Annotated in this window: 16 protein-coding genes; 10 read left to right on the forward strand and 6 right to left on the reverse strand. The window is 48.7% G+C overall.

Features of this window, described 5'->3' with window-relative positions:
- Positions 1–128 precede the first annotated feature (128 nt).
- Positions 129–2,732, reverse strand: coding sequence for an MGH1-like glycoside hydrolase domain-containing protein (locus RBB62_RS15555; RefSeq protein WP_309399941.1), 2,604 nt, complete (start codon positions 2,730–2,732; stop codon positions 129–131).
- 386 nt (positions 2,733–3,118) lie between these two features.
- Between RBB62_RS15555 and RBB62_RS15560 the strand changes: the two genes are divergently transcribed.
- From RBB62_RS15560 to RBB62_RS15575, 4 genes are all read left to right on the forward strand, one after another.
- A complete protein-coding gene (locus tag RBB62_RS15560; protein WP_309380312.1) occupies positions 3,119–4,114 on the forward strand; it encodes a hydroxyacid dehydrogenase in 996 nt (331 codons plus the stop codon).
- Positions 4,115–4,172: 58 nt separating this feature from the next.
- Complete coding sequence (locus RBB62_RS15565) at positions 4,173–4,877, forward strand: hypothetical protein (protein WP_309399942.1); 705 nt, start codon at positions 4,173–4,175, stop codon at positions 4,875–4,877.
- A 41-nt stretch (positions 4,878–4,918) separates the two neighbouring features.
- Positions 4,919–6,307: a hypothetical protein gene (locus tag RBB62_RS15570; RefSeq protein ID WP_309399943.1), complete on the forward strand. Its 1,389-nt coding sequence runs from the start codon at positions 4,919–4,921 to the stop codon at positions 6,305–6,307.
- A 95-nt stretch (positions 6,308–6,402) separates the two neighbouring features.
- Complete coding sequence (locus RBB62_RS15575; RefSeq protein ID WP_309399944.1) at positions 6,403–7,434, forward strand: LacI family DNA-binding transcriptional regulator; 1,032 nt, start codon at positions 6,403–6,405, stop codon at positions 7,432–7,434.
- A gap of 258 nt (positions 7,435–7,692) precedes the next feature.
- On the opposite strand, the gene RBB62_RS15580 is transcribed toward RBB62_RS15575, so the two are convergent.
- Positions 7,693–8,019 carry a transposase domain-containing protein gene (locus RBB62_RS15580; protein ID WP_309399945.1) on the reverse strand — a complete coding sequence of 109 codons (327 nt, stop codon included), beginning with the start codon at positions 8,017–8,019 and terminating at the stop codon, positions 7,693–7,695.
- 151 nt (positions 8,020–8,170) lie between these two features.
- On the opposite strand from RBB62_RS15580, the gene RBB62_RS15585 reads away from it, so the two are divergent.
- The 6 genes from RBB62_RS15585 to RBB62_RS15610 all read left to right on the forward strand — a co-directional run bounded on the left by RBB62_RS15585 (position 8,171) and on the right by RBB62_RS15610 (position 14,845).
- Positions 8,171–8,911, forward strand: a complete 741-nt coding sequence (locus RBB62_RS15585) for a prepilin-type N-terminal cleavage/methylation domain-containing protein (RefSeq protein ID WP_309399946.1) — start codon at positions 8,171–8,173, stop codon at positions 8,909–8,911.
- Positions 8,883–9,635, forward strand: coding sequence for a LamG domain-containing protein (locus tag RBB62_RS15590; protein ID WP_309399948.1), 753 nt, complete (start codon positions 8,883–8,885; stop codon positions 9,633–9,635). Before RBB62_RS15585 ends, RBB62_RS15590 begins: the two co-directional genes overlap by 29 nt.
- Before the next feature lie 25 nt (positions 9,636–9,660).
- Entirely contained in the window at positions 9,661–11,526 is a 1,866-nt protein-coding gene (locus tag RBB62_RS15595) for a right-handed parallel beta-helix repeat-containing protein (protein WP_309399949.1), read from the forward strand.
- 14 nt (positions 11,527–11,540) lie between these two features.
- Complete coding sequence (locus tag RBB62_RS15600) at positions 11,541–12,803, forward strand: sialidase family protein (protein ID WP_309399950.1); 1,263 nt, start codon at positions 11,541–11,543, stop codon at positions 12,801–12,803.
- A gap of 137 nt (positions 12,804–12,940) precedes the next feature.
- Positions 12,941–13,729, forward strand: a complete 789-nt coding sequence (locus RBB62_RS15605) for a PEP-CTERM sorting domain-containing protein (protein WP_309399951.1) — start codon at positions 12,941–12,943, stop codon at positions 13,727–13,729.
- A gap of 126 nt (positions 13,730–13,855) precedes the next feature.
- Positions 13,856–14,845 carry a dihydrodipicolinate synthase family protein gene (locus RBB62_RS15610; RefSeq protein ID WP_309399953.1) on the forward strand — a complete coding sequence of 330 codons (990 nt, stop codon included), beginning with the start codon at positions 13,856–13,858 and terminating at the stop codon, positions 14,843–14,845.
- Positions 14,846–15,091: 246 nt separating this feature from the next.
- Here RBB62_RS15610 and RBB62_RS15615 read toward each other — a convergent pair whose 3' ends face one another.
- The 4 genes from RBB62_RS15615 to RBB62_RS15630 form a co-directional block, all read right to left on the reverse strand.
- Positions 15,092–16,147 (reverse strand): integrase core domain-containing protein, encoded by a 1,056-nt coding sequence (locus RBB62_RS15615; protein WP_309399954.1) that lies wholly within the window; start codon positions 16,145–16,147, stop codon positions 15,092–15,094.
- Entirely contained in the window at positions 16,119–16,478 is a 360-nt protein-coding gene (locus RBB62_RS15620) for a hypothetical protein (protein WP_309399955.1), read from the reverse strand. The genes RBB62_RS15615 and RBB62_RS15620 overlap by 29 nt, the downstream gene beginning before the upstream one ends.
- A gap of 203 nt (positions 16,479–16,681) precedes the next feature.
- A complete protein-coding gene (locus RBB62_RS15625; RefSeq protein WP_309399956.1) occupies positions 16,682–17,554 on the reverse strand; it encodes a hypothetical protein in 873 nt (290 codons plus the stop codon).
- Positions 17,555–17,556: 2 nt separating this feature from the next.
- Positions 17,557–25,911, reverse strand: a complete 8,355-nt coding sequence (locus RBB62_RS15630) for a LamG domain-containing protein (protein ID WP_309399957.1) — start codon at positions 25,909–25,911, stop codon at positions 17,557–17,559.
- Between the last annotated feature and the right edge of the window lie 13 nt (positions 25,912–25,924).

Raw genomic sequence — 25,924 nt, forward strand, 5'->3', positions numbered from 1 at the left:
TTGGTTGTAGGAAACCGCCATGCTCAAGCCTATTGGAGCCATCCGCACTTTTATTCGCTAGATGTTGGAATCCGCGCTCATCATAATAACGTCCATTTCAGAAAAATGATCTCGTCTCATCGAAGCGATCAATCGACACGTAATTTGATTTGAGTTACTGATTGATGCCATTGTCTGGTGATGGCGAGGCAGCCCGAGAGTATTTGATTATAGCCATGTGGCTGACCATCAATAGAAACTTGGTATTTGAAATTTTGCGGCACAACGATGAGCAAAGCACGCTCTTGCTCAATCGCGCCATGATAACTCAAGCGAAGTGAGCCTACTTTAAAATCAGGACTCCAGTCCTGTTCCAGCAGGCAGCAATTATGCCCACCCGTAACCGTCCCCGGCTTATAATGCGCCTCAAATAAATTCAGAAGTGGCGCTGAGAGACCGCCAAAATGGTGCCAGCCTGCGCCGCGCTCGCTCTCAACCATGAAGTGCTCCCAGCAAGCATAGCGTTCCTTTGTTTCCAAACCGTACATCTTCAGTACGCGAGTTGCGAGTTGCTGCGCTTGATCGAGCATTCCATAGTCAAGAAGCGCCTTCCAAAAGAACCACTGATAGGGCATCCAAACACTACCATTCCAGTATCCATCCTGCCGATAGTAGGAGGCTTGCCGATCCACCGCCGATAAGCCCAATGGGTTCATAAAGCGATTGGCGTCTAACAAGGTCCGCCATAGCCGATCTGCCTGCTCTGGTGTCACTGCATCAGCCAACAGCGGACTCAAGCCATCCATTCCACGATTGAAGTTTTCGCCTGATTCAGTTCTCAAAATATTCAATACCTGCCCCTGATCGTCGTGTTCAACGTAGCCAAAAAAAGCCGACGTCTCATCCCAGGCATATGCCTGCAGGGCATCCGTCAAGCGACTGCTATTTTGGAGAAATGGCGTTGTGTCCAGATTCAAAATCTCTGCGAACATAGCCATTATTTTGGCGCAGCGGATCGCCATCGCCGTTGTAATACACGGCGCAACGCGATTCCGCCGCTTCGTGAACTCAGCTAGCATTTTCTGTGGCGGATAATCATCCCAACCGCCGGAATTATAAAAGTAATCCCAAGGCCTGAGTAAACCCGAGGTAAATGGACTCATGGTTGAACCTGGCGACAACCCGATGAAGTATTCGTAATATTGAAGGAGTCGTGGCCAGACAACTTCCAGAAATGTTCGATCCTGCGTTTTGTTCCACAACTCCAGCGCCAGAAAAAATTGCGTTGGCACCATCGATCCATGATGAACAAACGCAGCTTGCTTGTCGCCCGCCTCAGTCAAATAAGCAAGCAGGCAATCGACCGCGCGCTGCCTATCAATAGTGGCGATCCCTAGCCCGATGCATCCACTGTCCCAAGTATACAATGAATCCCACCACCGCCCCGGTGTAAGATGTCGAATCCAGCGACCTTGATTACGAATTGGAAAGACGATATTTGTCATGACAACAGCCTGCAGCCGCTCCTGACCAAAGCGGATTTCTTTCGGACAATCATTGAAATCAATGTATGTCTTCGACGGTGACAGGTCTTTGACCGCCGGCACGTCAGTCACTTTATCCAGTTGGGCAACATCGAAGGAGAGCATGCGACTACTCTGTGGAGCTACATTAATGGGGCCGAAAAATATGTCCGTCATGTGGCCATCGCCACCGGCATCGACAACATCCTGAGTGTGCTCATGCAACGTGCGCAATACGCCATCCTCCAAGTCGTCACACAGGACCTCACGTATCCATGCGCCAGAATCACTCCAGGATAAAACATAGCTTTGTTCTTGATAGTGCAAGGTGAGCCCCTGCTTGCTCTTAACCAAACGTGGATGGGTCTGAGGATGTAATGCCTCAAAACTCACCTCGTGCGAAAAGTTGGACTGTTCAAAAGCCAGGCCATCAATTTCCAATGGCTGATGATTAGTGCTACGGAAAGTAATATAAGTCGCACCGCTTGGTATGGCTAGCGAAAGGAGCGTGAAAGCTCCAACGGGAAGCGAACGCCTGGTTGAGCATTGGCCTACGGTAATGATTATCTCGCACGGCTGATTGCCGGCTCCGCGACAACGGATCAGGCACTCCTGTGCATGCTCCGGGATGACATAAGAAACACGATCACTACGGTTACCACCGAAGCTCAGGGCAAAGCCATTCGTTGAATTGTTGACCTGAGTTTCGCCACTCAGAACCGCGTCATAGTTGAGCCCCGAATAGACTGTTGGAGATTTCAGAACAAGATCATGATAGGCCAGCCCGTCGACCCACTCACAGTTACTTGGCAAAACCGCCTGCACATACGATATCGCTTTGCCGGTTTGAGAAGATACGGGCGTTGAAAGGCGAGCACACAGATGCAGAGACAAGCACTCAGTGTGTCTTGTCTGGTTAACCAATTCCACCTTCATCTGAGCCCCATCCGCGCCAGGCGCAAAGCTTATCTGAGCATAGACTTGATCCTTCCAGACGATCTGCTGCCGATAGCTGTAATTGCGAAGACCTTCATTTGCCGACCATGGCAGCCAGCCGGAAGGTCGAATAGCCTGGGCCGTGAAAAACTCACCCCGGAAACGGCCGGGTACAAAAGACAGATCGAATCGCATGCCCAACTGCTGATCGGCGATATGACTAACGCCAAAATACTCTTTAGAATACGGTCCCCATAACGGGAGCGTAAGATCGTGATCACAACGTAAATTCATGATGATAAAAGGACTCGTGAGTCAGTGAAATGATGTGAAGCCATTAGTGCTTTTAAGCCGAATGGCGACTGCTTCTAGGTGCTCGCTGCTATTTAAAAGTAGCATGTGTGCAAAATTCGATCTCGCTGTTGTTTATATGTATAGACTCCCGAAGGACTTGCGAGAGATGCCGGACAATGAGAGCATATGTTCTTGATGTAGCTTGTCCTCTTACCCGCATGAACACCCCAGAGCAGAATGTTTTGACGATTAACGCGTTTTCAAAAACAAAGCGAATCGCTTTATGGCGCACGCAAGTCGCTCTAGCGGGCGTCGCTAGCCGTTGAGCAAACTCACACCACTAGGATTGTCCTTCACACGAGCCTTAATATATTCGCTGTAGCTTAATGAAAAAACCCCGAGGTATTTATCTGATTAGAAGTAATTCTTTCCCGCTCATTTACGGTGATGAAGAGCGGGCAGTAATTAATCACTTACTGGACATTGCTCCTGCCCCAGTATGCCTAGCCGATGTGCCCAACACCGAATTAGAGCAGGTGGAATGCGTATTTTCGGGATGGGGCGCTCCGAAGTTTGATCAAGACTTGCTAGAGCGGATGCCTCGCTTGAAAGCTATCTTTTATGGCGCTGGGACGGTGAAGGGATTTGTCACCGATTCCCTTTGGGAAAGAGACATCACGGTAACCAGCGCATACTATGCCAACGCGAAGCCGGTGGCAGAGTTCACGTTTGCTCAAATCATCATGTCTCTGAAGCGCACCTGGCAATATGTCTTCAAGCTCAAGTCAGAGCGAGCATGGACGCAAGCACTCGATATTCCGGGTTGTTTCGACGGCACCAAGGTCGGGCTCATTGCCTTGGGTGCCATTGGGCAAATGGTGTGCGAAAGGCTTCAACAGCTTGATGTGGAGGTGCTGGCTTACGACCCATGCATCAGTGAATCGAAAATGGCTGAGTTGGGTGCGCGAAAGGTTGGCCTTGAACAACTATTTGCGGAGTGTGATGTCGTCAGTCTTCATGCGCCAAAACTCGATGCAACATTGCAGCTAGTCAAGGAGGGGCATTTCAATCTAATGCCGAGCGGCGCGACATTTATTAATACCGCACGCGGGGCCATCGTCGATGAACCGGCGATGATCAGAGCCCTACACAAACGCCCGGATTTACTTGCTATTTTGGATGTAACGGAAACTGAACCACTCGAAAATGGCTCGCCTTTGTTTACTATGCCCAATGTGCTGCTAACGCCCCACATTGCAGGATCAATGGGTCGGGAGTGTCGCCGTATGGGGCGCCTCGCGATCACCGAATGCCAACGCTATCTCCGTGGAGAATCACCGCTTTATCCGGTCACCCAAGAAAATTACCAACTCATGGCCTGAGCCCATAATTAATCAACCAAAGACAACGATGTATAAACCCGCAATATTCCTATCCTGTTTGACACTAGCTTTCGCGAGCGTTTCACCAGCTAAAGTCGTTTTTAAGGAAGACTCAGAATATTATCAACCTTTCAAGGAAGATAATTATGGCGTCAGCAATGAGACAGAGATCAATTCGGCTGGCAGCAAACCATGGACCGACAATGCAACGGTCGTTGGCTGGTACGCCATTGTCGATGAACAGACACCTGCGGAATACAAGGCTTCGAATGGAAACAATCAGTCAGGAGCGCCCGGTATATTTCTGTTTCGCCCTAATGGATCTGACGCATCTTTTGGGACGATTAGGGCATCCTCCAATGCCGGATTTACCGCGATTGGACTGGAATTGGGCAATGAAACAGGCTCAGTCATCACTGGGTTTAACGTCAGCTACGTCGGTCAACAATGGCAGCATAATTCCGGCGGTAAGGATAAGCTCACTTTTCAATATTCCACCGACGCCACAACGCTCGATTCTGGTAACTGGACAACCGTCGATGACCTGAGTTTCGAGAGCTTACAGGACTCTGGATCAAGTGACCATGTGGGCCTTACGATTACCACCGGCGTACCGAGCACCGATGTGTCCGCCAAAATCAAAGGACTTAGAATACGATCCGGCCAAAGCATCTGGTTCCGTTGGGTGGATGAGGATAATGAAGGCGTCGACCAGGCCATGAGCATCGATTTGCTTTCTATACGTCCTATCCTTTCCCGCTAACAGAAACACAACTGACCAATCAGCATGAGAAAGCGTAATAAATGATTTCATTTCGTTGCTTACAGCTCTATCTCCTACCACTGCTGATTGTGCTTCCGGCCTTGCATGCTGAAAAAGACAGTGAAGAGCTGAATGCTGCACTTCGTGAATTGGATGCGCTTTATGCAGAGGTACTCCCATGGATGGCGCAGCTTTATGATCCAGAAAGCGGCGGCTTTTATGAATCAATCGGCCTAAAGGAAGGCAAGGAACCCGGAGAGTATGGTCCGGACATCCAATCGACTTTCTTTGCCATCATCATCCTTAAAAACACCGGTCTGCTGGAGACAATGCCTACCCATGCTAAAGAGAAGATGATCCACTATTTTCAAAGCCGCCAAGATCCGCAAACGGGTTACTTTGTAGATCCGGATTATCCTGACATGTGGGACAATCAGCGTGTGCTAGGGAGAGCCCTCTCATTTTCGGTTGGCTCATTGGAAATGTTGGGTAGCGAACCGCTTTATCCACTGCCTGGTCAAGCTCGGAAATCAGCAACAACCAAATCTAGTGATGACGAAAACCCTTCACTACGGGATGCTTCCAAACAAATCCAAGACACAAACGAAACCCGCACCGGCAAGACTAAGAACATCTACATTGTGCCCAACGATGCAACGCTTTCAAAACAGGAAGTAGCCGATGCGCCGCCGCATCTGGCTTCCGTTGAAGCCTTTCGTTTATGGTTGGACAAGCGCCCGTGGGATTATTCCTGGACGGCGCTGGATAACCTCTCATCGCAAAGCCGACTGATCAACGCTCTGCCCCCGAAATTGCGCAATGCGCTCATTAACGAGGCCATCCGCTATGTCAGCGCAATACAAGAGCCTGACACCGGATTGATCGGTGGTGGCGATCCGCAAGTTCGCATTTCCGGGGCATTCAAATTTGTCAGTTTCTGCAAGAATTCGGGCCGCCCGGTTCCCCGAGCAGATAAACTCCAGACCACAATAGGCGAATGGTTTACCAGTGATCCGGACATAGACAAAATATTTTTCATCAGAAATGCTTGCGACATGCTTTTCTACTTATCCCGACAAACTGGCCAAAAGCCAACGGAACAAGAACTGGTCAACGTAGTTAAATTTGCCACGAATCAGTTAAAGCAATTCAGACAGGACGACGGTGCGTTTCGCAGTTTCACTTCTGGATCTTTCGTTAGTCCGAATGACCTTTACATTGATAACAACAGTATTTCTGCCCAAGCAGGCGACCAAAGTGAGATGAATGGCACATCCAATGCACATCGCGCCTGGAAAGCAGTCTATTGGATAATCGATAAAGAACGCCCACGAATGACCATGGATAACTTCTGGGAGGTTTGTCTGCAGCAAGACATACCACTGCAAACGGAATCTGCGGGCGTCAATAGCATCTACATTGTCCCCTAAGACAACGGGCACGTTCGTCCGGACCTGTCTTGAAAGGTGGGTTTCAGTGTATCAGAATCTTGAGCTTCCGGCTAAACTTGCTAGGCTATTGCTTGATGTTCGACCATAGACCCACCCAGAAAGAAATCGCGAAGCTGACCCAACTGACGCAGGCAACGGTATCTATGGCTTTGGCGGATAATCCACGTGTTTCCAAAGCAACACGCAAGCGCGTCCAGAAAGTCGCCAATGAATTAGGCTACCGACCCGACCCTCACCTTACTGCGCTTTCCACTTACCGCAAACGTTCGACTTCTGCCAAATACCAGGCAACGCTTGCTTGGCTGGTGAATGATCCGGATAACGAACAATGGAAGCGATTACCTGCGTTTTATAATGAATACTATCTTGGCGCCATCGATCGGGCCAAAGAGCTTGGTTATCAGCTTGAGGAGCATCAGTTACAGAAAGACGGGATGTCGGGCAAACGATTAGCGTCTCTCTTGTGGGCGCGGAATATACCCGGTATCTTATTAGCACCGCAAGCAGGTCCAAATACATGCCTGGATTTCGATTTTTCGCAGTTCTCCGCCGTGACCTTTGGGCACAGTCTGCAATCGCCAGAACTACACACCGTGGTTTCTCATCAAGCAAAATCCATGACCCGACTGATGCGACATATTTTGGACCTTGGATATCAAAGGCCCGGCCTCGCGCTTTCTACACAAAGCGATCAGCGCACCATTCATAACTGGTCGTCGGCGTTTTGGGGGGCACAGCAATCTTTAAAAGTTAAAGATCGCCTGCCGATACATACCAAACCGCAGATTACCCCGGAGGGATTGGCTCAATGGTTGAAGCGATATCGCCCGGATGTCGTGGTGACTGAACAGAGGCACGCCAAAAAGTGGTTATTGAGCATCGGCGAGCAAATCCCAGAAACATTGGGCTTGGCGATTATTACCATCCAGGAACAAAGTCAGAACTGCTCTGGCATATTGGAGAATTCCCGGTTGATTGGTGCCCGTGCCATCGAGTTTCTGGTCGATCTTCTGCATCGTCGAGAATGCGGCGTTCCTGAAATTCCCATGACGCTCATGATTGATGGCAAGCTAGTGGAGGGAGAGACACTCCGGCACCAAGCTTAGGCCATTTCTTCAAAGAAATGAACCTACAGGCCAACCATAGCCGAGAGCATGTCAACTACATGCCGGGACAAAGTAAAATGCGCCATGAACAGTTTCTCGACCACCAACCCTCCCTGTTTTCAGGAGCAAAGTAAACGTCCGGCGCTCGGCCCTATTGACGCGGAGTGTTGTTGGGTAGGTATGACTTTATTTGGCAATGACGTGACTTCATATGGATCCATGAGGTGACGTCATTTACCAATGATTGATGCTGTGAGGTCACGTGGTTGGTAACGACCATTTCGATGGTGTGAGTATGCCGATATCGACCTGGTTGGTCATCCTGGGTAGGCGACTCAGGACATCTTGGAGGTAATCGAAGGGGTTGACGCCGTGGCGCTGGCAGGAGACCACGATGGAGTAGATGATGGCGGAGCGTTGTCCGGCATCGGGATGTCCGATGAACAGGAAGTTCTTTTTGCCAAGGGCCGAGAGGCGTATGGCATTTTCGATGAAGTTGAGCGTCCACAGCTCAGAAGACGCACGCCTGACCTCATAAACATGGATGAAGAATAAATGGAAAAACGACATCGTAGCTGGACGCAAAATCTAAACTTTGAAGTTTTACAGCCGAGAAAGCCAATTTCGTATCTGCCACAAATTTATTTAGATATGAAATTTACAGCGTAGGTAAAAAACGATTTGACACACCTGGTGATATATCAGAGGATTTTCTTATTACCCTAGCTTACCCAAAATGAAAAATCTCAATTGCTCAATTCCACCCTTGTCATTGAATGCCGAATGCAATCCTTCAGGTAAGAAGTTGACTGGATTTACTCTAGTGGAATTGTTGGCTGTGATCGCGGTTGTTGCGATTTTAGCCGCAATTATTATACCAGTTGTGTCTGGGGTGGTAGCGAAGGCTCATTCTGCTTCTTCGCTGAGTAATAAGCGACAGGTTTTTACTGCCCTTCAACTTTATTGCAATGAGCACAATCGGCTTCCTCCACTTGTTGGTGTGGACAGCGAATCGGGTAGTTGGGATCTTGATTCTGCCTGGCACACGAGAATAGCACAATATGTGGATCATGATGAAATCGTTAATGGTTCTCGTGTTAGTGCCGCCGAGGTGTTTATGTGCCCACGTCTTGATGAGCATAATCGCCGTGGTGACTATGGCATTGCCTATCATCAAATTCGTGGCCCAGTCCGCAAAGCAGATAATGGCGCGAATTCAATGCTTATGGCTGAATTGTTGAATCCATCGGAGACGCCTATTTTGGCTGACTGCGAGCAGGTCGGTGATAGTGGAGCGACTGTCGGTTCCTGGTATTTTGCCACTGATCAAAGCACTCTTCCACCCCTGAGCGGCAGCCCGAGGTTATCTTTCCGCCACGATGATCAAGTGCAGATGCTTTTCCTAGACGGTAGCGCGCGTGTGTTATCTGAAGAGGAGGTTTTCAGCGATGTTTTGCCTTGGAGAAACAAAAAATAAAATTTGGAGAAAAATTATTATGTTAAAAACAGGATTTATTGCGTGCATGATTTTCACGGGGAATTTGATCTTGGCAAAGCCGGTTGCTGAGTGGGATTTTACCAATCTCCCGGCTGATGAAGTCATCCTGGAAGTTGAATCTTCGGATGGTGCGCCAGCTTTAAGGCAAAGTGAGTTCGATTATGGTCCGTTTACCATACGTTCCGGGAACGTGACGTCCTTGAAGTTTAATAGCGAGCAACGATCTTCACTCTATGGCTCAAGTGATGGCCCATATGATTTTGGTGATGGTGAGGCATTTGCTGTTGAAGTTTCAGTCTACCCAACTGAATACGCACCCACAGAGCAAACTGCACGTCAGATAATTATGAAAAGAGCTCGCTCTGGGAATTATCATGGCTGGTCGTTGGCCATCGATACTAATGGACGGCTGGTATTCGTTATTGCGGCAGAGGGGATGCCAGCAAAAGTTTTGAAGTCACGAGAGTCCATCCCACTGAATGAGTGGAGCGAAGTTGCGATTGCTCGCAGGGCTGATGGCGGGATGGAACTCTACCTTGACGGTGATTTAATCACAGAGGGGAATGGCTTGACCGGTTCACTCAAGAATGACTCTGAGTTATTTGTTGGGAGGCATAGTGGTGCTGAAAATAAGGCTTATTTTTTCGATGGGCAAATGAAATCAATTCGCATTTCTACTGGAAAGTATCGCATCTCCAAATAAGTCAGAATTTATATTTATATTAGTTGTGAACATTTTGATTTTGGCACAAAACTTGGCACTACGTTTATCCTTAGCAATTGCATTATTTGCGTTTTTTTCAGGATCGGTAGAGGCCCAGCATCACAGTGAAATTCTGGCCACCGATTATGGCGTGAGTGTGGATTCAGCAGATAACACAATGGCCTTGCGGCGTGCGCTTAAGGCATGCGATGGTTTGAAGGGTGACCGCGTTCTACTTTTACCTGAGGGAAAGCTGCGCTTTTCCACGGAAGGCTTGGGCGGTGCTCGTAGTATTTTAGAAATAGTAGGTTCCTCCGATATTACCTTGGACGGGCAGGGGGCGACCTTGCTGATTAAGGGAGATCCTTCAAATATGAAGTTTTTCGATGTGAGAGATTGCAAAAATCTGCATTTTAAAAACTTCCGCATTGACTGTGAGTTGCCGATGGCGGCTCAGGGCCGTATTCTTTCTTTTGATGGAGATGGGCGTATTGAGCTGGAGATCGATCCCAAGTTTCCTTTGCCAGATGGACAGCATGTTGAATCCATTGTCGACTGTGATCCAGATGAAGGTCTATTCCTAGCGAACATCGACCTCTATAGTTCGGCGATCAAATCAATCACTCCGTTGGCAGATAATCGGTATCAGGTTAACTTTAAGAAAATTTCAAGCACTGAGAACGAGGATAGATTTCGAGACTTGCACGAACTGGAATCCGTGATGCCTGGTCATCGTATTGTTATGCGGTTTTATGGTTATGGTGGCTCCGCTTTTCACATCATCAATTCAGATGATGTCAGCTTTGAGGATGTTACGGTTCATTCCTTTGCGGGCATGGGAATTCTGGCGTCGATGAGCGGTGATTTTAGTTTGAATAGATTCAATGTTAAGCCGCCGGAGGGTAGTGGACGATTGATCTCTGTCACGAAGGATGCAGTGCACCTAAGTCATATGCGTGGTAAAGTGAAAATGAACGACTGCCACTTTCAAGCGGTGGGGGATGATGCTCTTAATGTATATGCCAAAATGCGAAACGTCTACAGATTGATTGATAGTCATACTGTTGAAATGATTTTTGACCGTAATCGGGGGTGGCAAGGTCCGACTCCTCGTAAAGGTGAAGTATTAAACTTTTGGCGCGCTGAATCGCTTGAGCATATTGGAAAAGCACAGGTAACTGAAGCGTACTGGAATTCTGGTGCAAAGCGTTTCTTGGTAAAGTTTTCTGATCCTTTGCCGGCAGGAGTGAGTAAGAGAGATTGGGTTAGCAGCGAACTCTACTTGGCGGAGGTAGAAGTCTCGAATTGTACATTTAAAGGTATGTTAGCTCGTGCTGCCGTATTCTCGACAAATAAAGTCGTATTTCGCGACTGTGAGGTGGAGGCGTCCTCTTATTCGGGAATCTTGCTGACAGCAGGTGCAAGGCATGAAATGCAGGGCCCGGCACCTCGCGATGTTCGTATTGAGAATAATCACTTTATTGGGACAGGAGGTGCTGCGATATTTGGCTATATCATTGTGCCAAGACCTTCCTCGAGTGCAATGGATCAGATTGTAATACGAGGCAATCACTTTAGTGAAGACGTTGAAATGAGCAAACTTCGCTTGAAGCATCGCAGGCCGGAATGGTTGCATTGGTCTGCTGCAATCTGTCTTATCGGCGGGAGCAATTTCGAGCTGTCCGACAATGACTTTTCGGGGTATCAAACCAGCGCAGTGTATGATCACGTATCGAGACTGAAGGTTGAAGGTAATCGATCTGAATCAACCTCGCGTATCGTTTTAAATAACGGCTCTGGTACGTTTGCAGATGACAATGAAAATCTTTCAGTCGATGTTGGTGCAGAGGATATCGATTGGGAGCTGCGTTACCTAGGAATCACCCGATAACAAGCCTGAATTCAGTGTTACCCCTAACCAATCAGAATATTGCGATACAGCTCGAGCCCGATATCCGAATCGGTCGATTGAAGTTTTCGACGAACTCGCTGCCTTCTGAGCTACAGCTAGATGCAGAACTTGGTGTCGTCACCGCAAGAAACGCGCAAGCTAAGCGTATTTATCTAGGCGAATACGCATGCCACCCTCGCAGTATCCTTAGCCAGAATGGAGACATCCTGCTTATGCATGCCGCCGGCGGAATGCACTATGCGTGGAGAGGAAGCAATCAAGCCAAGAATAAAATGCTTCTGCACGTATCGAAAGATCAGGGTCTATCGTGGTCAGATCCAGTATTGCCTTGGCAATGCCCTTATTCGCTCCACGCGCCAATCCCATTTATTTCACAACGGACAGGTGAGTTTTATGTTTTTGGTACAGAACCGATGATCGGCCACTATCAAGGTGAAGAAAATGCCCCGATCGGTTTTCGTCGCTTCAACGATCAGAGCAAAGAATGGGATGATGTTCGCTTAATCAGACCACTTAATTGCCCTGACTTCCAGGGCATGTCCGCAATGCGTATGTGTGAAACACCTAGCGGGACATGGCTATTAGGAACTCATCGAGCTAAATGGAGCAGAAACCAAGAGGGAGATGAAAGTGTAATAACTGAGCAGTTCCTGCTCAGAAGCGAAGACCAGGGGGAATCCTGGACGCTTTTGCCAGACACTAAAGGATGGCAATGCCCCGGCCATAGCCGCATGGATGAAGCGCGGCCTATAGTGCTGTCCGATGGGCAGATATTACTCATCGCCAGAACACCCGAAGGCCACTTATGGCAATCCAGAAGCATTGATGATGGAATGAGTTGGACTGAGTTCCAAAGCACACCGCTAAAGCATCTGGATGCACCTCCAATGGTATTCACGCTCGATGGCGGCAGCACATTGATAGCCTTCATTCACAATAAGGATAAACCTGACGTCATCGATAATTTAATTTTTTCTCAGGAAATTCGCTCTGAACTTTGGTTTTCGTTGTCGACTGATGGGAGCCGCACATGGTCGGAGCCTCGCTTCCTGGCGGTAAACGCATGCACTCCCGAAAAGTTAACAGGCTGGGGCTCTGCCACGCCAATGCTTTCATATGCAGACCTTATTTGCATTGGCGATACTTTGCATTTATTTGTGGATCACCAAATGCGTCAAGTCATCCAAATCAGCTTTCTTCGTTCTGAATTGGGCAGTTTTCCAACTCTTAAAGAGCTTCAGCATCCCATAAGCTAATTGAGAACAATATCCTTGAAAGATCAGCCAATATATAATATATCTATAGGCATATTCATTTGACTCCGATCCTGGAAATGTCATAATGAATACAAACAAAAACCCCTAATACTTACCCATAGCAACCACATTCAAAAATGGATAATCGACTCATTCTTCCGTTACTTGCCTTTTCAATCGTCACGCCGCTTGTTAACGCGACCACACTGGTTAGCGGGTTCGGCAGCAATGCCGATGGCGCACTGGTCGGGCAATCAACGCCCCAAGGTCAGACTTGGGTTCAGTTTGGCTCCGTTGCCAATCCCTTAAATGTCTCCAACAACACACTAACTTTAACCACAACAGGGGAAAATACATCAGTTAATTTCCTGAATGGTGATACTTTTAGCGACACAACCCTCTATTTGGGTTTTACCATGAACCTCTCTAGCGTATCTAGTGCAGGAACATTTTTTACATCGTTTAGCTCAAACAATACGACAGATTCCAGTGCAGGAAGAGTTTATGTCAAAACAGATGGCGTAAGCACTGGTGACTATTTGCTAGGTGGCCGAACTGGAGCATTTGGCGGTCAAGAATACGGAACAATAGACCTAAACTTCAATCAGGACTACCGTGTGGTAATGGCGTACACTGCTGCTGGTTCCGGGGCCACTGCGGGCTACACCATTTACGTTGACCCGATTAGTAGCACTGAAGGAGACAACACGATTTACCACGCCTACACTCGAAGCGGAGCCGCAAGCCTCAATACTGTAGGAAGCTATCAAATCAGACAGGACCAAGTAGGCGGCGTTCTATCCAATATCGTTGTAGCGACTACTTTTAGTGAAGCTGCTGCGATCCCAGAACCGACTACCTATGCCCTATTACTTGGCTCCCTGTCTCTCCTGACTATTGTCGCTTTAAAAAGAAGGAATCGCTAAGCTCTTCAGGTTTGATCATCCGGTTTTGCAAAACGCTTGCTGACTGGCAGGCGTTTTTTATTGCCCCTACTATCGCGTAACTATTGAGAAGGTTTTTATATTACAAACAATCCTCGAGTATTCGACATGAAAACATACGATAACAATCCATGCGCATTTAAACTGGATGGACTCATTGCGGCCCCATTTACACCGTTTCACGCGGATGGTGAACTTAATCTAGCAATTATACCGGAATACGCAGCTTACCTTAAGGAAATAGGCGTAAACGGCATTTTCATCTGCGGAACTACCGGTGAGGGAGGGTCATTAAGCATCTATGAACGTCAGCAGGTGCTTCAGGCATGGGTTAGCGCTGCAAAGGGTGAATTGCAAATTATCGCCCACATAGGCCATGCCTCAGCCAAAGAGTCAAGAGAGCTCGCAGTCCACGCGGCTGAAACTGGCGCAGAAGCAATTGCAGCGATGCCATGCAGTCGTTGGCCAATATCCGATATAGATACGCTGGTTAATTGGATAGCAGATATAGCAAAGGCAACTCTTCTGCCCTTTTACTATTATCACATTCCCAGTATATCTGGCGTCAACTTACCTATGCGTCAAATGCTTGAGTGCGCATGTGATCGCGTTCCGAACTTAAGCGGCATTAAATTTACCTATGAAGATCTGCTCGATTTTCAACTTTGTCGCGATGCATGCGATGCAAGATACGATATAAGTTTTGGGCGAGATGAAGCACTCCTTTCAGCACTGGCATTAGGGGCAACTTCAGCCGTAGGGAGCACATACAACTTTGCCGCGCCACTCTACAGTCGGATCATCAGTGCTTTTGCCGAAGCTGATCATGGAACTGCTGTGCAATTGCAACGACAATCCGCAGAGCTGATTGACGTTATGATTAAGCATGGTGGGTTATCCGCGATAAAAGCCGCTATGTCTTACACCGGATTAGATTTGGGGCCCTGCCGACTGCCGATGAAATCGCTCAAAGTAAAACAGACCAGTTTGCTTCTTAATGACTTGGAGCAGAGAGGTTTATTGCAATATATCGCACGCGCTGACAATAAGAGTGGTCCCACTGCGCAATTTATCCGGGATGCAGTGCCTCTACCGTGATCGCGGTAGGCCTATGGGGATAGATATACTAACCGCTATGCAGAATTTTCGTACTTTGTTTGTCCTCATAGGTCCACCTATGGGGAAGTGTTTGCGAAAATAAAATTGGCGATTTTTGAGCCGCTTTGTCTCGAATCGCTGCTTTTTACCCCTTTAAACAGGGGAATTCGGTTTGCATCCCCACAGGTCTGACCTGAGGAGATAAGTTTCATAAAATAGAAAATCGGAACAATCTACTGTGGATTTTTAGGCTGCTTTTAGTTCCTCCTTTCCGTTGTCTCGGTAGTAGTAATTTAAGAGGCCGCCGAGCCGCTCAAATTTACGAATCTCTGAGGATTGATCGGGCTTAGCGGGCGAGTAGGGGAATGGGATGAGATTGTCCAGACCCTGATGGTTGCGTTCATGGTAAAAATGCTTCATATACTCAGAAATAGCCCTCCGCAGCGAGTTCTCGCCCAAGAAGATGAAGTGGTTAAGGCACTCGCGTTTGATGCACTTGACGAAGCTTTCCGCGTAGCCGTTTTGCTCAGGACAGCCTCTCATTGTCGGAACCACTTTCACGCCTGACTTCTCGATGATCTCTATGAAGGCAGGAGTGTAGAGCGGATCGTTGTCGACGACCAAATATTTCATGCCGCCAAGCAACCCATCGAAGTCGTTGGTCAGCTCTCGGGCCAAGTTGCACATGACCTCGCCGTTGACCTGGCAACCAGTGTGCACAACTTGCACCTCGCGCTTGGCAATATTGATCACGAAAAAGCTCAGATAGCGAACCAGTCCGTGTGGCGTCCAGACCTCGGTCGTGAAGAAATCAGCGGCGGAGATGACTGATAGTTGGTTTCGCATGAACCGTTTCCACTGCTTGCGCTTAGCGCGTTCAGGGGAGGGAAGTATGCCATTTTGCCGGAGGATGTTACCAACGGTTGATTCGCAGACTTCGTAGCCAAGATTGGCCAACGCGCCTTGGATGCGCCCGTAGCCCCAATGGTCGTTTTCCTGGGCGAATTTGATGCACAGCTGACGGATGACTTGCATGCGCTTCTGTCCTTCGGTATTAACCGTGCGCTTGGCCGTATATTTGAGTGCGATCAGGCGTCGGTGCCACGCCATTAAGGTCTTCGGCGTGACCAGGTTGGCGTATTTTTCGAGCTGATCCTTACCCAGTTTCTTGGCTTTTTCCGCGAGACTACGACGCTGGCAATCGTTCAGATCGAGTTTCTTACCTGTGGCGTCGAATTGCTGTTTGAGCACTCGATTCTCCTCGAGCAGATACTCAATGACATCCTGTTGTTTTCGGTTCATCCAACCAGCTAAAGTTGCCAGAATCATTCGTGCTTGCGTCTTCAAGGCAGCATTTTGTAGAGTTTCGTAAAAGGCTGTCAATCAGCTTGTTCATTGAGTGCGCCGTAACTTTGCACCCACCACGGCGATGCCATGCGAGCAGGGTTTTTGGCGTCACTAAATTGGCGTATTTTTCGAGCTGATCTTTCCCGAGCTTTTTGGCCTTTTCGGCGAGACTGCGGCGCTGGCAATCGTTCAGATCGAGTTTCTTACCTGTGGCGTCGAACTGTTGCTTGAGAACTCGATTTTCCTCGAGCAGATATTCAATGACATCCTGTTGTTTTCGGTTCATCCAACCAGCCAAAGTTGCCAGAATTATTCGTGCTTGCGTCTTCAAGGCACAATTTTCTAGAGTTTCGTAAAAGGCTGTCAATCAGCTTGTTCATCCTGTGCGGCGTAAATTTGCACCCACCAGGCACTATACCTTCAGATGCGCTCTTAGAAAGACATTTCAAATACAATCAAAAGACAAACGTTCGAATAACCTTTCAAATACTACTCCAAGCGAACCGGAGAAAACTTGAGCTTCTTGTCCAATTTATGCTTTCGCAAGACTTGGTAAAAGCGCTGGGAGATAATGCGATAATGCGAAGCTTCGCGTCGATATCGACCAAAGGCTTCGTAGCTTAAAGCAATATCAAAAGGAAGCTTGCTTAGTTCTTTTGCGTCATAGCGCACAATAACTGGCCCGTAAGCGCCATCGCTAATAAAACAACCAGCTTTTTCATCCGCCCCTTCCCAAGTTGCTGGATCACCAGGAAATGGATCGCCTTCCATCTCGATGACGGTATTCAGCATTCGAGGAAGCGTGATGCTGCTCGACAACCCCAACACAGCGCTCTGGTTGGTTGGTAAAGGCTTATTGGTTGGCAAATCAACCAACTCTAATCCAATTAAATCTTCCGAACGCAATAACTCGGCTACTTCCTCGCTAACTGCGAGATAATATCCGACATCAATCGGCCCGATACGGCGTTTGGGCTCATAATCTTCGATGATATCAACTACGTAAGACTCGATGTCAGCGTTTTCACAAATGGTAGCGATCTTATCAATAGTGCCTTCAAGAGAGAGGTATTCCGCTCCAGCTAGATCCTGCGCGCTGTACATACGTAGTCTGGGCATGTAGAATGTGCCGGGTGGATTCGCTTGATCGCCCATGTATGGCACCATACCCGTCTCTTGCTTAACAAGCCTGAGTATCTCTATCAGGTTGGGGTCATCTTCATACAATTCAACAATATGATAATTGGGATTCTTACCCTCTCTAGGACTAAGAGCTTTAATTACCGCAAAAGACTCATTACTAAGGTTATCAGAAGCGCGAGGACTATTCTGACTAATTGAAAAACTGACTTTTACTTTCATATCTATAAATCAGGAACGTTAGGAATCCCCTCGGAAATCAACCACTCTCGCGCGGCATACCAAAGATCGTTATATCCGTTATCTTTATACACCTTCTTCATCGCTTCCATCACTCCCCTAGGGTTTCTGAGCTTATTTGGAACCTCATTGAGCGCTGATTTCAACTGTCCGGCAAGCACGGCATGCTCAGACCTCGGCATCACATACCCAGGCACAATAGCATTTGAATCGGCCTTAGTGAAGCCATTTTCTTTTTTCCAGCTGTCCTTCAGGAATCCTAGGAACTGAAATTCGACTGAGTGGTGTATATCCGAATGGTCATCGAATTTGTCGCCGGCTCGGCGGCTCGGCTTTCCATCTGTGAAAATGATGTCTTTCCAGTCCTTCACGGTGGGAACATCGTCAATCGTAATTTTGCCTGCTGCCAAATCAGCATAGAGCGCGTCAGATTCTCCGCGGATGAACTTGAGCAACTTCGCGTCAGGCGTCTTGCCGACTTGCGCGTCTCGAGTTTTCTTGAGGGCAGGGAAGCGTTGAGTGCCGGGATTTTTGGGATCCGGCGCTAATTTTTCCAAGCTCGCGCGGTGCTGGCTAATCAGACGGGCGTCGTCCAGATGAGAGGCTTCGAAAACGGCGATGATATCATCGAGGCGGTTGAGGATGCTGCTCTTGCTGCCCGAAGGCAAATGGCTCATGGCCTCGATTTTTCCGCGCACCTGATTGAGGAAGTTGAGCTTGGTGGCCTTAGTCAGCTTGGCCGGCGGAACAATGGAGCTAACGACCTCGAAGAAAATACGCCCCAGGTAGTAACCCTGCATGACGGGTTCCTCGTTGGCGAAGGCCACCACAGCGCCCTCCATTACCTCGCCCATCAAAAAGAGCAGCTTCATCTGCGGGGAGGTCAGTTTAGCCTCCCATGCTTCGCTAAAGTCACCTGCGTATATATGGGCGAGAATCTCGCCCCGCGCGCTTGCCTCGGCCACGGCGAAATTATATAGGTACTCGGCCAGCAGCATGGCAGACGCGCGCACCTGAACCCAATCCACCTTGTGCCTTGTATAACTATCCCCAAACGTCATTTCGAGGGTATAGTCGACGACGGCATTCGAAGCGATGACCTCGACGACGGCAAATTTACCTATGACCCAGGCGCCCTCGACTACCTCGACTCCTCCATCGAAGAAGCCAACAACGAATCCTCCCACGTATTCAGCCCCCGTTAGCTGTGCGTGCTCGATGACTTCGGCAGCATCCGACAAGAACTCACTGGTCACATCCCCTGGCTGAAGATAATAAACCGCCGGAGGAGAATTCTTCATCTTTACGTAGTAATGGTCGTCTATCTCTGACTTTTCCACCTGACGCGGGCCGTCTAGAGTTTCAACTGACACGATTTGGGCCAATAACGCGTCCGGCCCATTGACCTGAAGCATATAAAATTTTTGCTTGCCACCATTACCAGCCTCAATCAGCTCAACTACGCCCGGTGAGAAAGAGAAATCAGCGTAGCTGGTCAGCTCGTAATCATCTATCAGTCGATACCAAGTCTCCCCAAAGACATTGGTATCGGCGCCTGTTTCGACCAGATTAAACACCTCGTTCGCCATTCCAAAGGCTAGATGCTCCACCAATGTGACACTAAGCAGCTCAGTGACGCTATCGTTAAATCCTGGAGCTGAGTTCAGGCTGAGGCTAAACGTTACGTAGGGATTGCCTTCCGCATCCACATCGGTGTGTTCGAACGCCAGTGTATTTGACCCGGTTTCAGTCAGCACCTTGATATCGCTTGATCCGTCTATATGAGTTAAGCTGGCAGTGATTGTATCGGGTGAGGCCAAATCGAGAGCCTGACTAAAATCCAGACTGAGCGAGTAAGTTGGCTCGTAATACTGAGCTGCTGGACTAGGAACTTCCAATGGAGACGTGGCCAATATCTGTATTGAATGCCGTGAATAGCCGACAGCGCCAGTAATAGGATTCACCACACTAAATTCTATGATATTCTCCCCCTCAGTAACCGCTACTTCAGTCAGCGTTTGTGAAAAACTGCCATCATATGGGTAGGGCCGAAGAAATGAGCCATCATCAGTCGATTTAGAAGACGAAACACTGACCGTTTCCTCCACTTGATTACCCTCGTTAACATATACATCCAATGAAGTAATCTCACCGTTTTCGCCAGGGGTGATATCACACATAGCGGAGCTCACTTTACCGCTAATATAAATATCTCCGACTATTTTCTGATCATTGTCTATTGCACGGATATTCGAGATGGAAAGTGCTTCAACGGTAACCACAGGAGAGGGCTCGCCCAGTTCCATTGCTGCAATAGGCGTAGTATTATTGTTTTCATCTACTTCTACCAAATCGAGGCTAACCACCGTAATAGCCACTTCGTCTGTAGCAATGGGTGCTGAATTGGCACCAGCGGTGCCATCAGGGTCATAAATCAAGCCAATCTCAATAGAATCTTGGGCAATTGAGGTGCTGTGCGTCACTGCCTCAAGGTAAAGCTCCAGAGTAGTTTCACTATCTCCTAAGCCTAATTCGGATAGCGCATAGTAGACTCCCGGCGCAACATAATCTCCAGCGTCGGGGTGACTTATCGGATTTACCCTTCTAATGTCTGCTTCACTCTTGGTCCAAAGGCGAATTTTTCCTGAAGCCGGTTCATACGTAAATCCGTCTGTGTCATCACCAGTTTTGGTGATCGCAGTTGGATCAGACGCGTCGTATTTGAATATGACTTTCACCCCTTCAAGATTGGGAATTGTCACCAAGACAGGAATTAGGGGCGCAACTTCGTTTACGTTGTCTTCTTCTGCGTATCGCACGCCATCCTCCGAAAACAAATCTAATCCATCGGCAAAATCTGGGACACCGTCGGTGTCTGCATCCCCATTTGCCTTAAAGATAACCTTACCTGATCTCGTTGGATCAGGATTTGTAGCATCGTACTCCAAATCCTCCAGTTGATTTTCTATTTTTTCTTCAGCAAAGGAACGTGCCGGGACTTGCGTGCCTTGATTATTATCCGAATCGATATCAATATCGACCCACTGATAATTAAAGCCCTCTACGAGTTCTACTAACGGATCTGCTCCAACTGGAACTTCGCCATTCAGGGCTCTTGCGTAGCTGAGATGGATGAGAGCGGGTTTCAAAAATTCGCCCAGCTGCACTGTCTCGAGATAGAGGTTCGCCTCAATGCGACCAGTCTCTGGATTGAGTTCAAAGCCATACTTATCCAAATCCAGATACACGCCAGAGGGTATGAAATCGCCTGGGTTAGATGAGGCATTAACCGCACTGACATCACGTAATTTATCGCCATTTTTTGTCCAGAGGCGAAGGGTCCCCTCGTTCGGCAATTGATACTCGTAACCACTCCCGGTGTCAGTGGACTCCAAATCAGCTGGATTCGAGGCATCGTAGGTAATCTTAAGATTAATGTCATCAGAAAGATTAATTACTGTCGGCAACACCAAAGTTAGCTCGTAAAAGTCATCACTCTCCGCAAACTCATCCGTAGGCGTAGAACGAACGCCATGCCCCTCAAATTTCCCAATCAAGCCATCGGCGTAGTTGGGTACGCCATCGTCATCGATGTCGCCATGATTGAGATGCAACTCGTCTTTAACCGGCGATATTGAACTGCGCGTGTAGGCGAGGATGTTTGGCTGAATAAGCTCTTCCTCATCTTCTGGGGGCTCCTCTGCCTTTGGCGGCTCTATACTAGGAGCCTCACGGGGCTCAACATGCTTCCCTCCTTCGACTGGCACCGTATCCCCTCCAGTATTGGGAAGGTCTTCATTAAAGGTGACAATATCCTTTCCGAGTGGAGGCTGGAAGTCAGGACCTGATCCGACTTCACATTGGACGCTCGCGTAGTAGGTGACGCTGACTTGAACGTAGTCGTTGGGTAATCGCTCAAGGCAATTGAGGAAACGGCGCAGATTGATTGGACGATGGTAAAATGGATTTTCTTCAGTGTGAATTTCCAGTGGGCCAAGTTCGTCATAGTAGTCATAGAAAAGATGCCAATCAGACTGATTCCCATCAAACACCCACTCGACATAGGGGCGGGCTGCATCGCTGATCTTGATATCAAACCGTGGGTCATCAAATCCTTCAAACTCAACCATGTCGGTGCGCATAAAGCCGCCCAGCACCACGGCGCCGGCATTGGCGAACCACCCTTCTGTTTCGGCGCCGCCGGTCAAATAAACATCCCAGGGGGCGGAGGGCAGGGGCAATTCCTCCGAGGCGTTCGGGTCGTTTTCATACTCGGGATTAGGGACCGTCGGGACGGGAAAATGAACCAGCGCCGAGGTCTTGTAAGAATCATGATGTGGACTCTGCCCTGCATTGATCAGTACAAGGTTTTCCGGACAGACAATCGGCGTCAGAATGTTACGATCTGAGAGGTGGATAGATTCATCCTCAGAGTCATAAGGGTTGGTGCCATTTGCAATTTCAGTTTTATCATCCTCACCGTCAACGTCGCTGTCTTGCGTTGCTTCTGGATCATTGGAATCGGTGGGATCATACCCATAGCGAAGCTCGTCGCCGTCGTCGACATCGTCGCCGTCACTGTCTTTAGCATAGCGATTGGTTCCAAGCTCTACTTCACGCGCATCCGAGATCCCGTCGCCGTCACTGTCAATGAACTCAGGCAAAATCTCATCAACCAGATCCTGTAAATCCTCCTCATGAACAGTGACCAGGTAATCATTGGTCGTGTCGTACTCATCCGCATTATTTCGACCATCACCATCATAATCTTCCTCCCCTGAATGGTCCAGCGGATCAAACGGCAGGTATGGTCCCTCGGCGGGGTAGGGGTTATTTGCCACCTCCCAGCCATCCGGCATGGTGTCGTCATCGGTATCAGCGTCAGTGGGATCGGTGTGCCATACATTCAGCTCATCGTAGTCGGAAAGACCGTCACCGTCGGTGTCTGGATTAAGCGGATGAGTAATAATGAAGCGCGATTCCGTAAATGCCAAGCTGGGATCCCCCTCCCGATTGGTAACTGTCACCACAATCGTCCGGCCAAATGCCTCCTCGAGATCATTTAAAGTTTCATCAGGGCTTTCATTCCCGTTATCGTTGTCCGAGTCCACCAAGCGCGGGTTGGTCAGGAAGGCGTCCGGAGCGCCGGCAGCAGCAACGGGGACTCCCCCATCGATGATAAAACCGTAGACTTCCAATCCATCTGAGATTCCGTCACCGTCGCTATCCTCTTCATCTGAGGATAGAACCCAGGCCTGCTCGAAAAACTCAGTGACGCCGTCAGCATCGCGGTCTTTCAGGTTATCCCACTCCGGGTTTAGCGGGTAAGAAAGCTTGGCGATGTCAGCACTTGAAAGAGTGGCCTGATAGAGGCGAAAATCGTCGAATTCGCTGTTGATAAACGTGGATGGAACGCCACGCAACGCCCCCAGCCGCAGCGGCAAGCCAGCATCGGTAAATTGAGTTCCAATTGTTAGGAACGTAGAATTTGAAACGTTAGCAGGGAGTGAGCCATTGACCGATTCAAAACCTTCGGGGCTGACCCGCTGGAGCGAGAGTTCGCCAGTGTCGCCGTCATAGACAACAGCTAAATAATGCCACTGATTAGCCCCAACGCCGCCTACTGAAACATTGGCGAACAAATCTGAAGTTTCGGCAGAAAAAGATACCGACGCCGTTGCTGGATTTAGCGTCAACTGATAGGCGCCTGGCTTAACAAGCAATGAGCGCTCTTCTCCGATCTGTAATAAACCCGATGGATGGGTAAAATGGTCAACCCCATCGTCGCTCCACCGGTACCAGAAGCCCAACGTAAAGCCATTCGGATCAAGGCGTAAATCCGGGGCGTCCGGAGTCGCCAAGTAGCCATAGCTGCCCATATCGATAGTTGAGTCCTGCAACTTCAGCGTTTTCGGTTGTAGTTCATTAATTCCTCCGAAGTCGAAAGAACTGGAACCATGGATGAACGCGTCATTGAAGGAATGCCTGTCCATCATATTGCCTACCCCAAAGTAAGGCGATCGATCATAGACGCGGCCTTCATCATTAGAGTCAAAATTCCACCAAACGACCAAGTTTTCCAGTAACTCCGTCGGTTCTAATTCGCCCGAGTAGTTCGATAGGCTTTGATACTCGACTTCCCAGCCATCAAGCAGACCATCGCCATCGCTATCGTTGTAGTTTGGCAGCAACCCAGCCTGCATCTCAGCAAGATTGCTCAGGCCATCACCATCTATATCCTGCAAATCTACATCACTTACGATAAGGCCGCCATCAAGAGGATTACCGGGGTCTAATCCAAGGGCCAATTCGTAACCGTCAGGCATTCCATCATTGTCAGAATCAGTATTGCCAATGATCGTGTCGTAGTAGGATTCGCCCTCTAATAAATCGGGCATGCCGTCAGGCTCTGCATCGTCTGCTAACTGACTGCCCAATAAAAACTCAGTGGAGTGCAACAGGAAATTGCGCCGCAAACTCTCCCATAATGAATCATTAATCAATGTCGGATCAAGGCCTCTGCTGATCTCATAGGCATCTGTCAGTCCCGTTTCATCATCCACCAGGGAGTAGGAGGATTCATCCCATACCATTTCACCAATCCAAGGCACGTAGCGGAATCGCGTCACCATGATCTGCTGATCATTCTCGTCGAGCATTGGCGTGTCATAAATCACCAACGCAACTTCCTCCAGAATCACCCGCGCACTTTCAGGATAGGTTGATTCAAGGTCTCCCTCTTCAAATGCGTCCGAATAGAGATTGGCATTGTTGAAGTATTTTTCCGGGTATCGATCTGATATCGTGAAACCAGCAGTCGTGGATGAATCAAAGTAGTAGAACCCTGGGTTGATTTCTGGATTGGGGATAGGCAATCCATCATCTCCGAATACCAGTGGATAATCCGAATAATCGCCAGGCGCGCGGTAGGGAAGATAACCCAATGGATACTCGCTACTCTCCGTGCGGGGGTCCAGATAGGGATAGCCATGGCTGTCGACAACATCCTGCCCCTTCCCCGGCAGAGGAACCGTAATCACATTTGGCTCAATCCCGATGGTTTTCGGCGCTAATTCAGAAACCAGGAAATCAAGGTCCGAATTAACGCTGATTGGATCAGAACCGTAATGATATTCCTCGAGATTTACCAGCCCATCGCCATCATAGTCCGCCAACGCATCATCCTCTGGGACTTCATCTGAAGCGAGGTTTAACGCATCCAGCGGATCAAAGCCATACTGTAGCTCCCATGGGTCTGGCATGCCGTCACCGTCCGTGTCCGGGTTAAAGGGATCGGTTCCGGCCACGGTGATTTCATATATAATCTCTAAACCGTCGCTATCTGGGTCGCCAATTTCATCGCCCGCAACGGTCGGATCAAAACCATAGGCAACTTCGTAATAATCGCTAAGGCCGCCGCCGTCTGTGTCGCCCACCCGAGGACAAGAACCAGCTGCAATCTCTGCGCCATCGAGCAGGAGATCGCCATCAACATCAGGATCCAAGGGGGAGGTGAAGTGCAAGTATTCGTCATAGTTCACCAAGCCGTCATCATCCTCGTCGCCCAACATGCTATGCAGTTGATCGAGTGAGCCATTTGCCACTTCCCGCTCCCACCAATCTGGAATCCCATCCCGATCGGAATCAATCATTTTGCCCAAGTTGGATGCAATTACTTCGCCTCCACCGTGATCAAACTCCCGCACCGGAACAGTAAAAGTAAAATTGATCGGGTCATTCGAACGCTCTGTCGGCCAGTAGTTATTCAAAAGATCGAAGAGGACATCTGACCGAATGCGCAAGGTGGTGTGATTGTAGGTGTATTGCGTTACGTAATGCTCGTATTCCTCCAGATAGACCTCATCGTGGGGGATAAAATCCACCGTTTGCATCGCGAGAAATCGATACTCCACACTTTGCGCTAATATTGGATCAATGCCGGGCCACTCTGCGCTGGGAATGACCGTTCCGTCATTCGGACAATGGGCCATTTCACTTCTTCCAATTGAGTCGGGCAGTTCAAATGGCGAGGGCAACCTAAGGTCCCAATGCCAGATCTGGGTTCCAGCAGTTGTGCCAGGTCCAAGGACTAATGTATAAGTTTCATATTGGGTGTAGAGCTCATACAAAGGGAAGTTATTGATCAGAGAATCAAGATCCAAGGCAAGACCGGGGTAATCCTGCCCTTCGACAATTGTCGGGCCGACGTTATCCCCGCCATCCGCGAGGGCATTGCGCCCCATGAATGTGAAAAAGGAAAGGGTCACCAGAAACCGAATAGTATGAGCCAATCGGCGAACTGAAGGCATCTTGAGCCGCGTAGTAAAAAAAGAATTCATGCTATGCATCGAA

It is taken from the genome of Cerasicoccus maritimus, assembly GCA_031296935.1.
Lineage (GTDB): Bacteria > Verrucomicrobiota > Verrucomicrobiia > Opitutales > Cerasicoccaceae > Cerasicoccus > Cerasicoccus maritimus.

Excerpts from the sequence above, each read along its gene's own strand:
- RBB62_RS15575 (WP_309399944.1), top strand. The coding sequence starts at position 6,403 with ATGTTCGACCATAGACCCACCCAGAAAGAAATCGCGAAGCTGACCCAA.
- RBB62_RS15620 (WP_309399955.1), bottom strand. The coding sequence starts at position 16,478 with ATGAACCGAAAACAACAGGATGTCATTGAATATCTGCTCGAGGAAAAT.
- RBB62_RS15615 (WP_309399954.1), bottom strand. The coding sequence starts at position 16,147 with ATGAACCGAAAACAACAGGATGTCATTGAGTATCTGCTCGAGGAGAAT.
- RBB62_RS15625 (WP_309399956.1), bottom strand. The coding sequence starts at position 17,554 with ATGAAAGTAAAAGTCAGTTTTTCAATTAGTCAGAATAGTCCTCGCGCT.
- RBB62_RS15570 (WP_309399943.1), top strand. The coding sequence starts at position 4,919 with ATGATTTCATTTCGTTGCTTACAGCTCTATCTCCTACCACTGCTGATT.
- RBB62_RS15630 (WP_309399957.1), bottom strand. The coding sequence starts at position 25,911 with ATGAATTCTTTTTTTACTACGCGGCTCAAGATGCCTTCAGTTCGCCGA.
- RBB62_RS15605 (WP_309399951.1), top strand. The coding sequence starts at position 12,941 with ATGGATAATCGACTCATTCTTCCGTTACTTGCCTTTTCAATCGTCACG.
- RBB62_RS15585 (WP_309399946.1), top strand. The coding sequence starts at position 8,171 with ATGAAAAATCTCAATTGCTCAATTCCACCCTTGTCATTGAATGCCGAA.
- RBB62_RS15560 (WP_309380312.1), top strand. The coding sequence starts at position 3,119 with ATGAAAAAACCCCGAGGTATTTATCTGATTAGAAGTAATTCTTTCCCG.
- RBB62_RS15610 (WP_309399953.1), top strand. The coding sequence starts at position 13,856 with ATGAAAACATACGATAACAATCCATGCGCATTTAAACTGGATGGACTC.
- RBB62_RS15555 (WP_309399941.1), bottom strand. The coding sequence starts at position 2,732 with ATGAATTTACGTTGTGATCACGATCTTACGCTCCCGTTATGGGGACCG.
- RBB62_RS15590 (WP_309399948.1), top strand. The coding sequence starts at position 8,883 with ATGTTTTGCCTTGGAGAAACAAAAAATAAAATTTGGAGAAAAATTATT.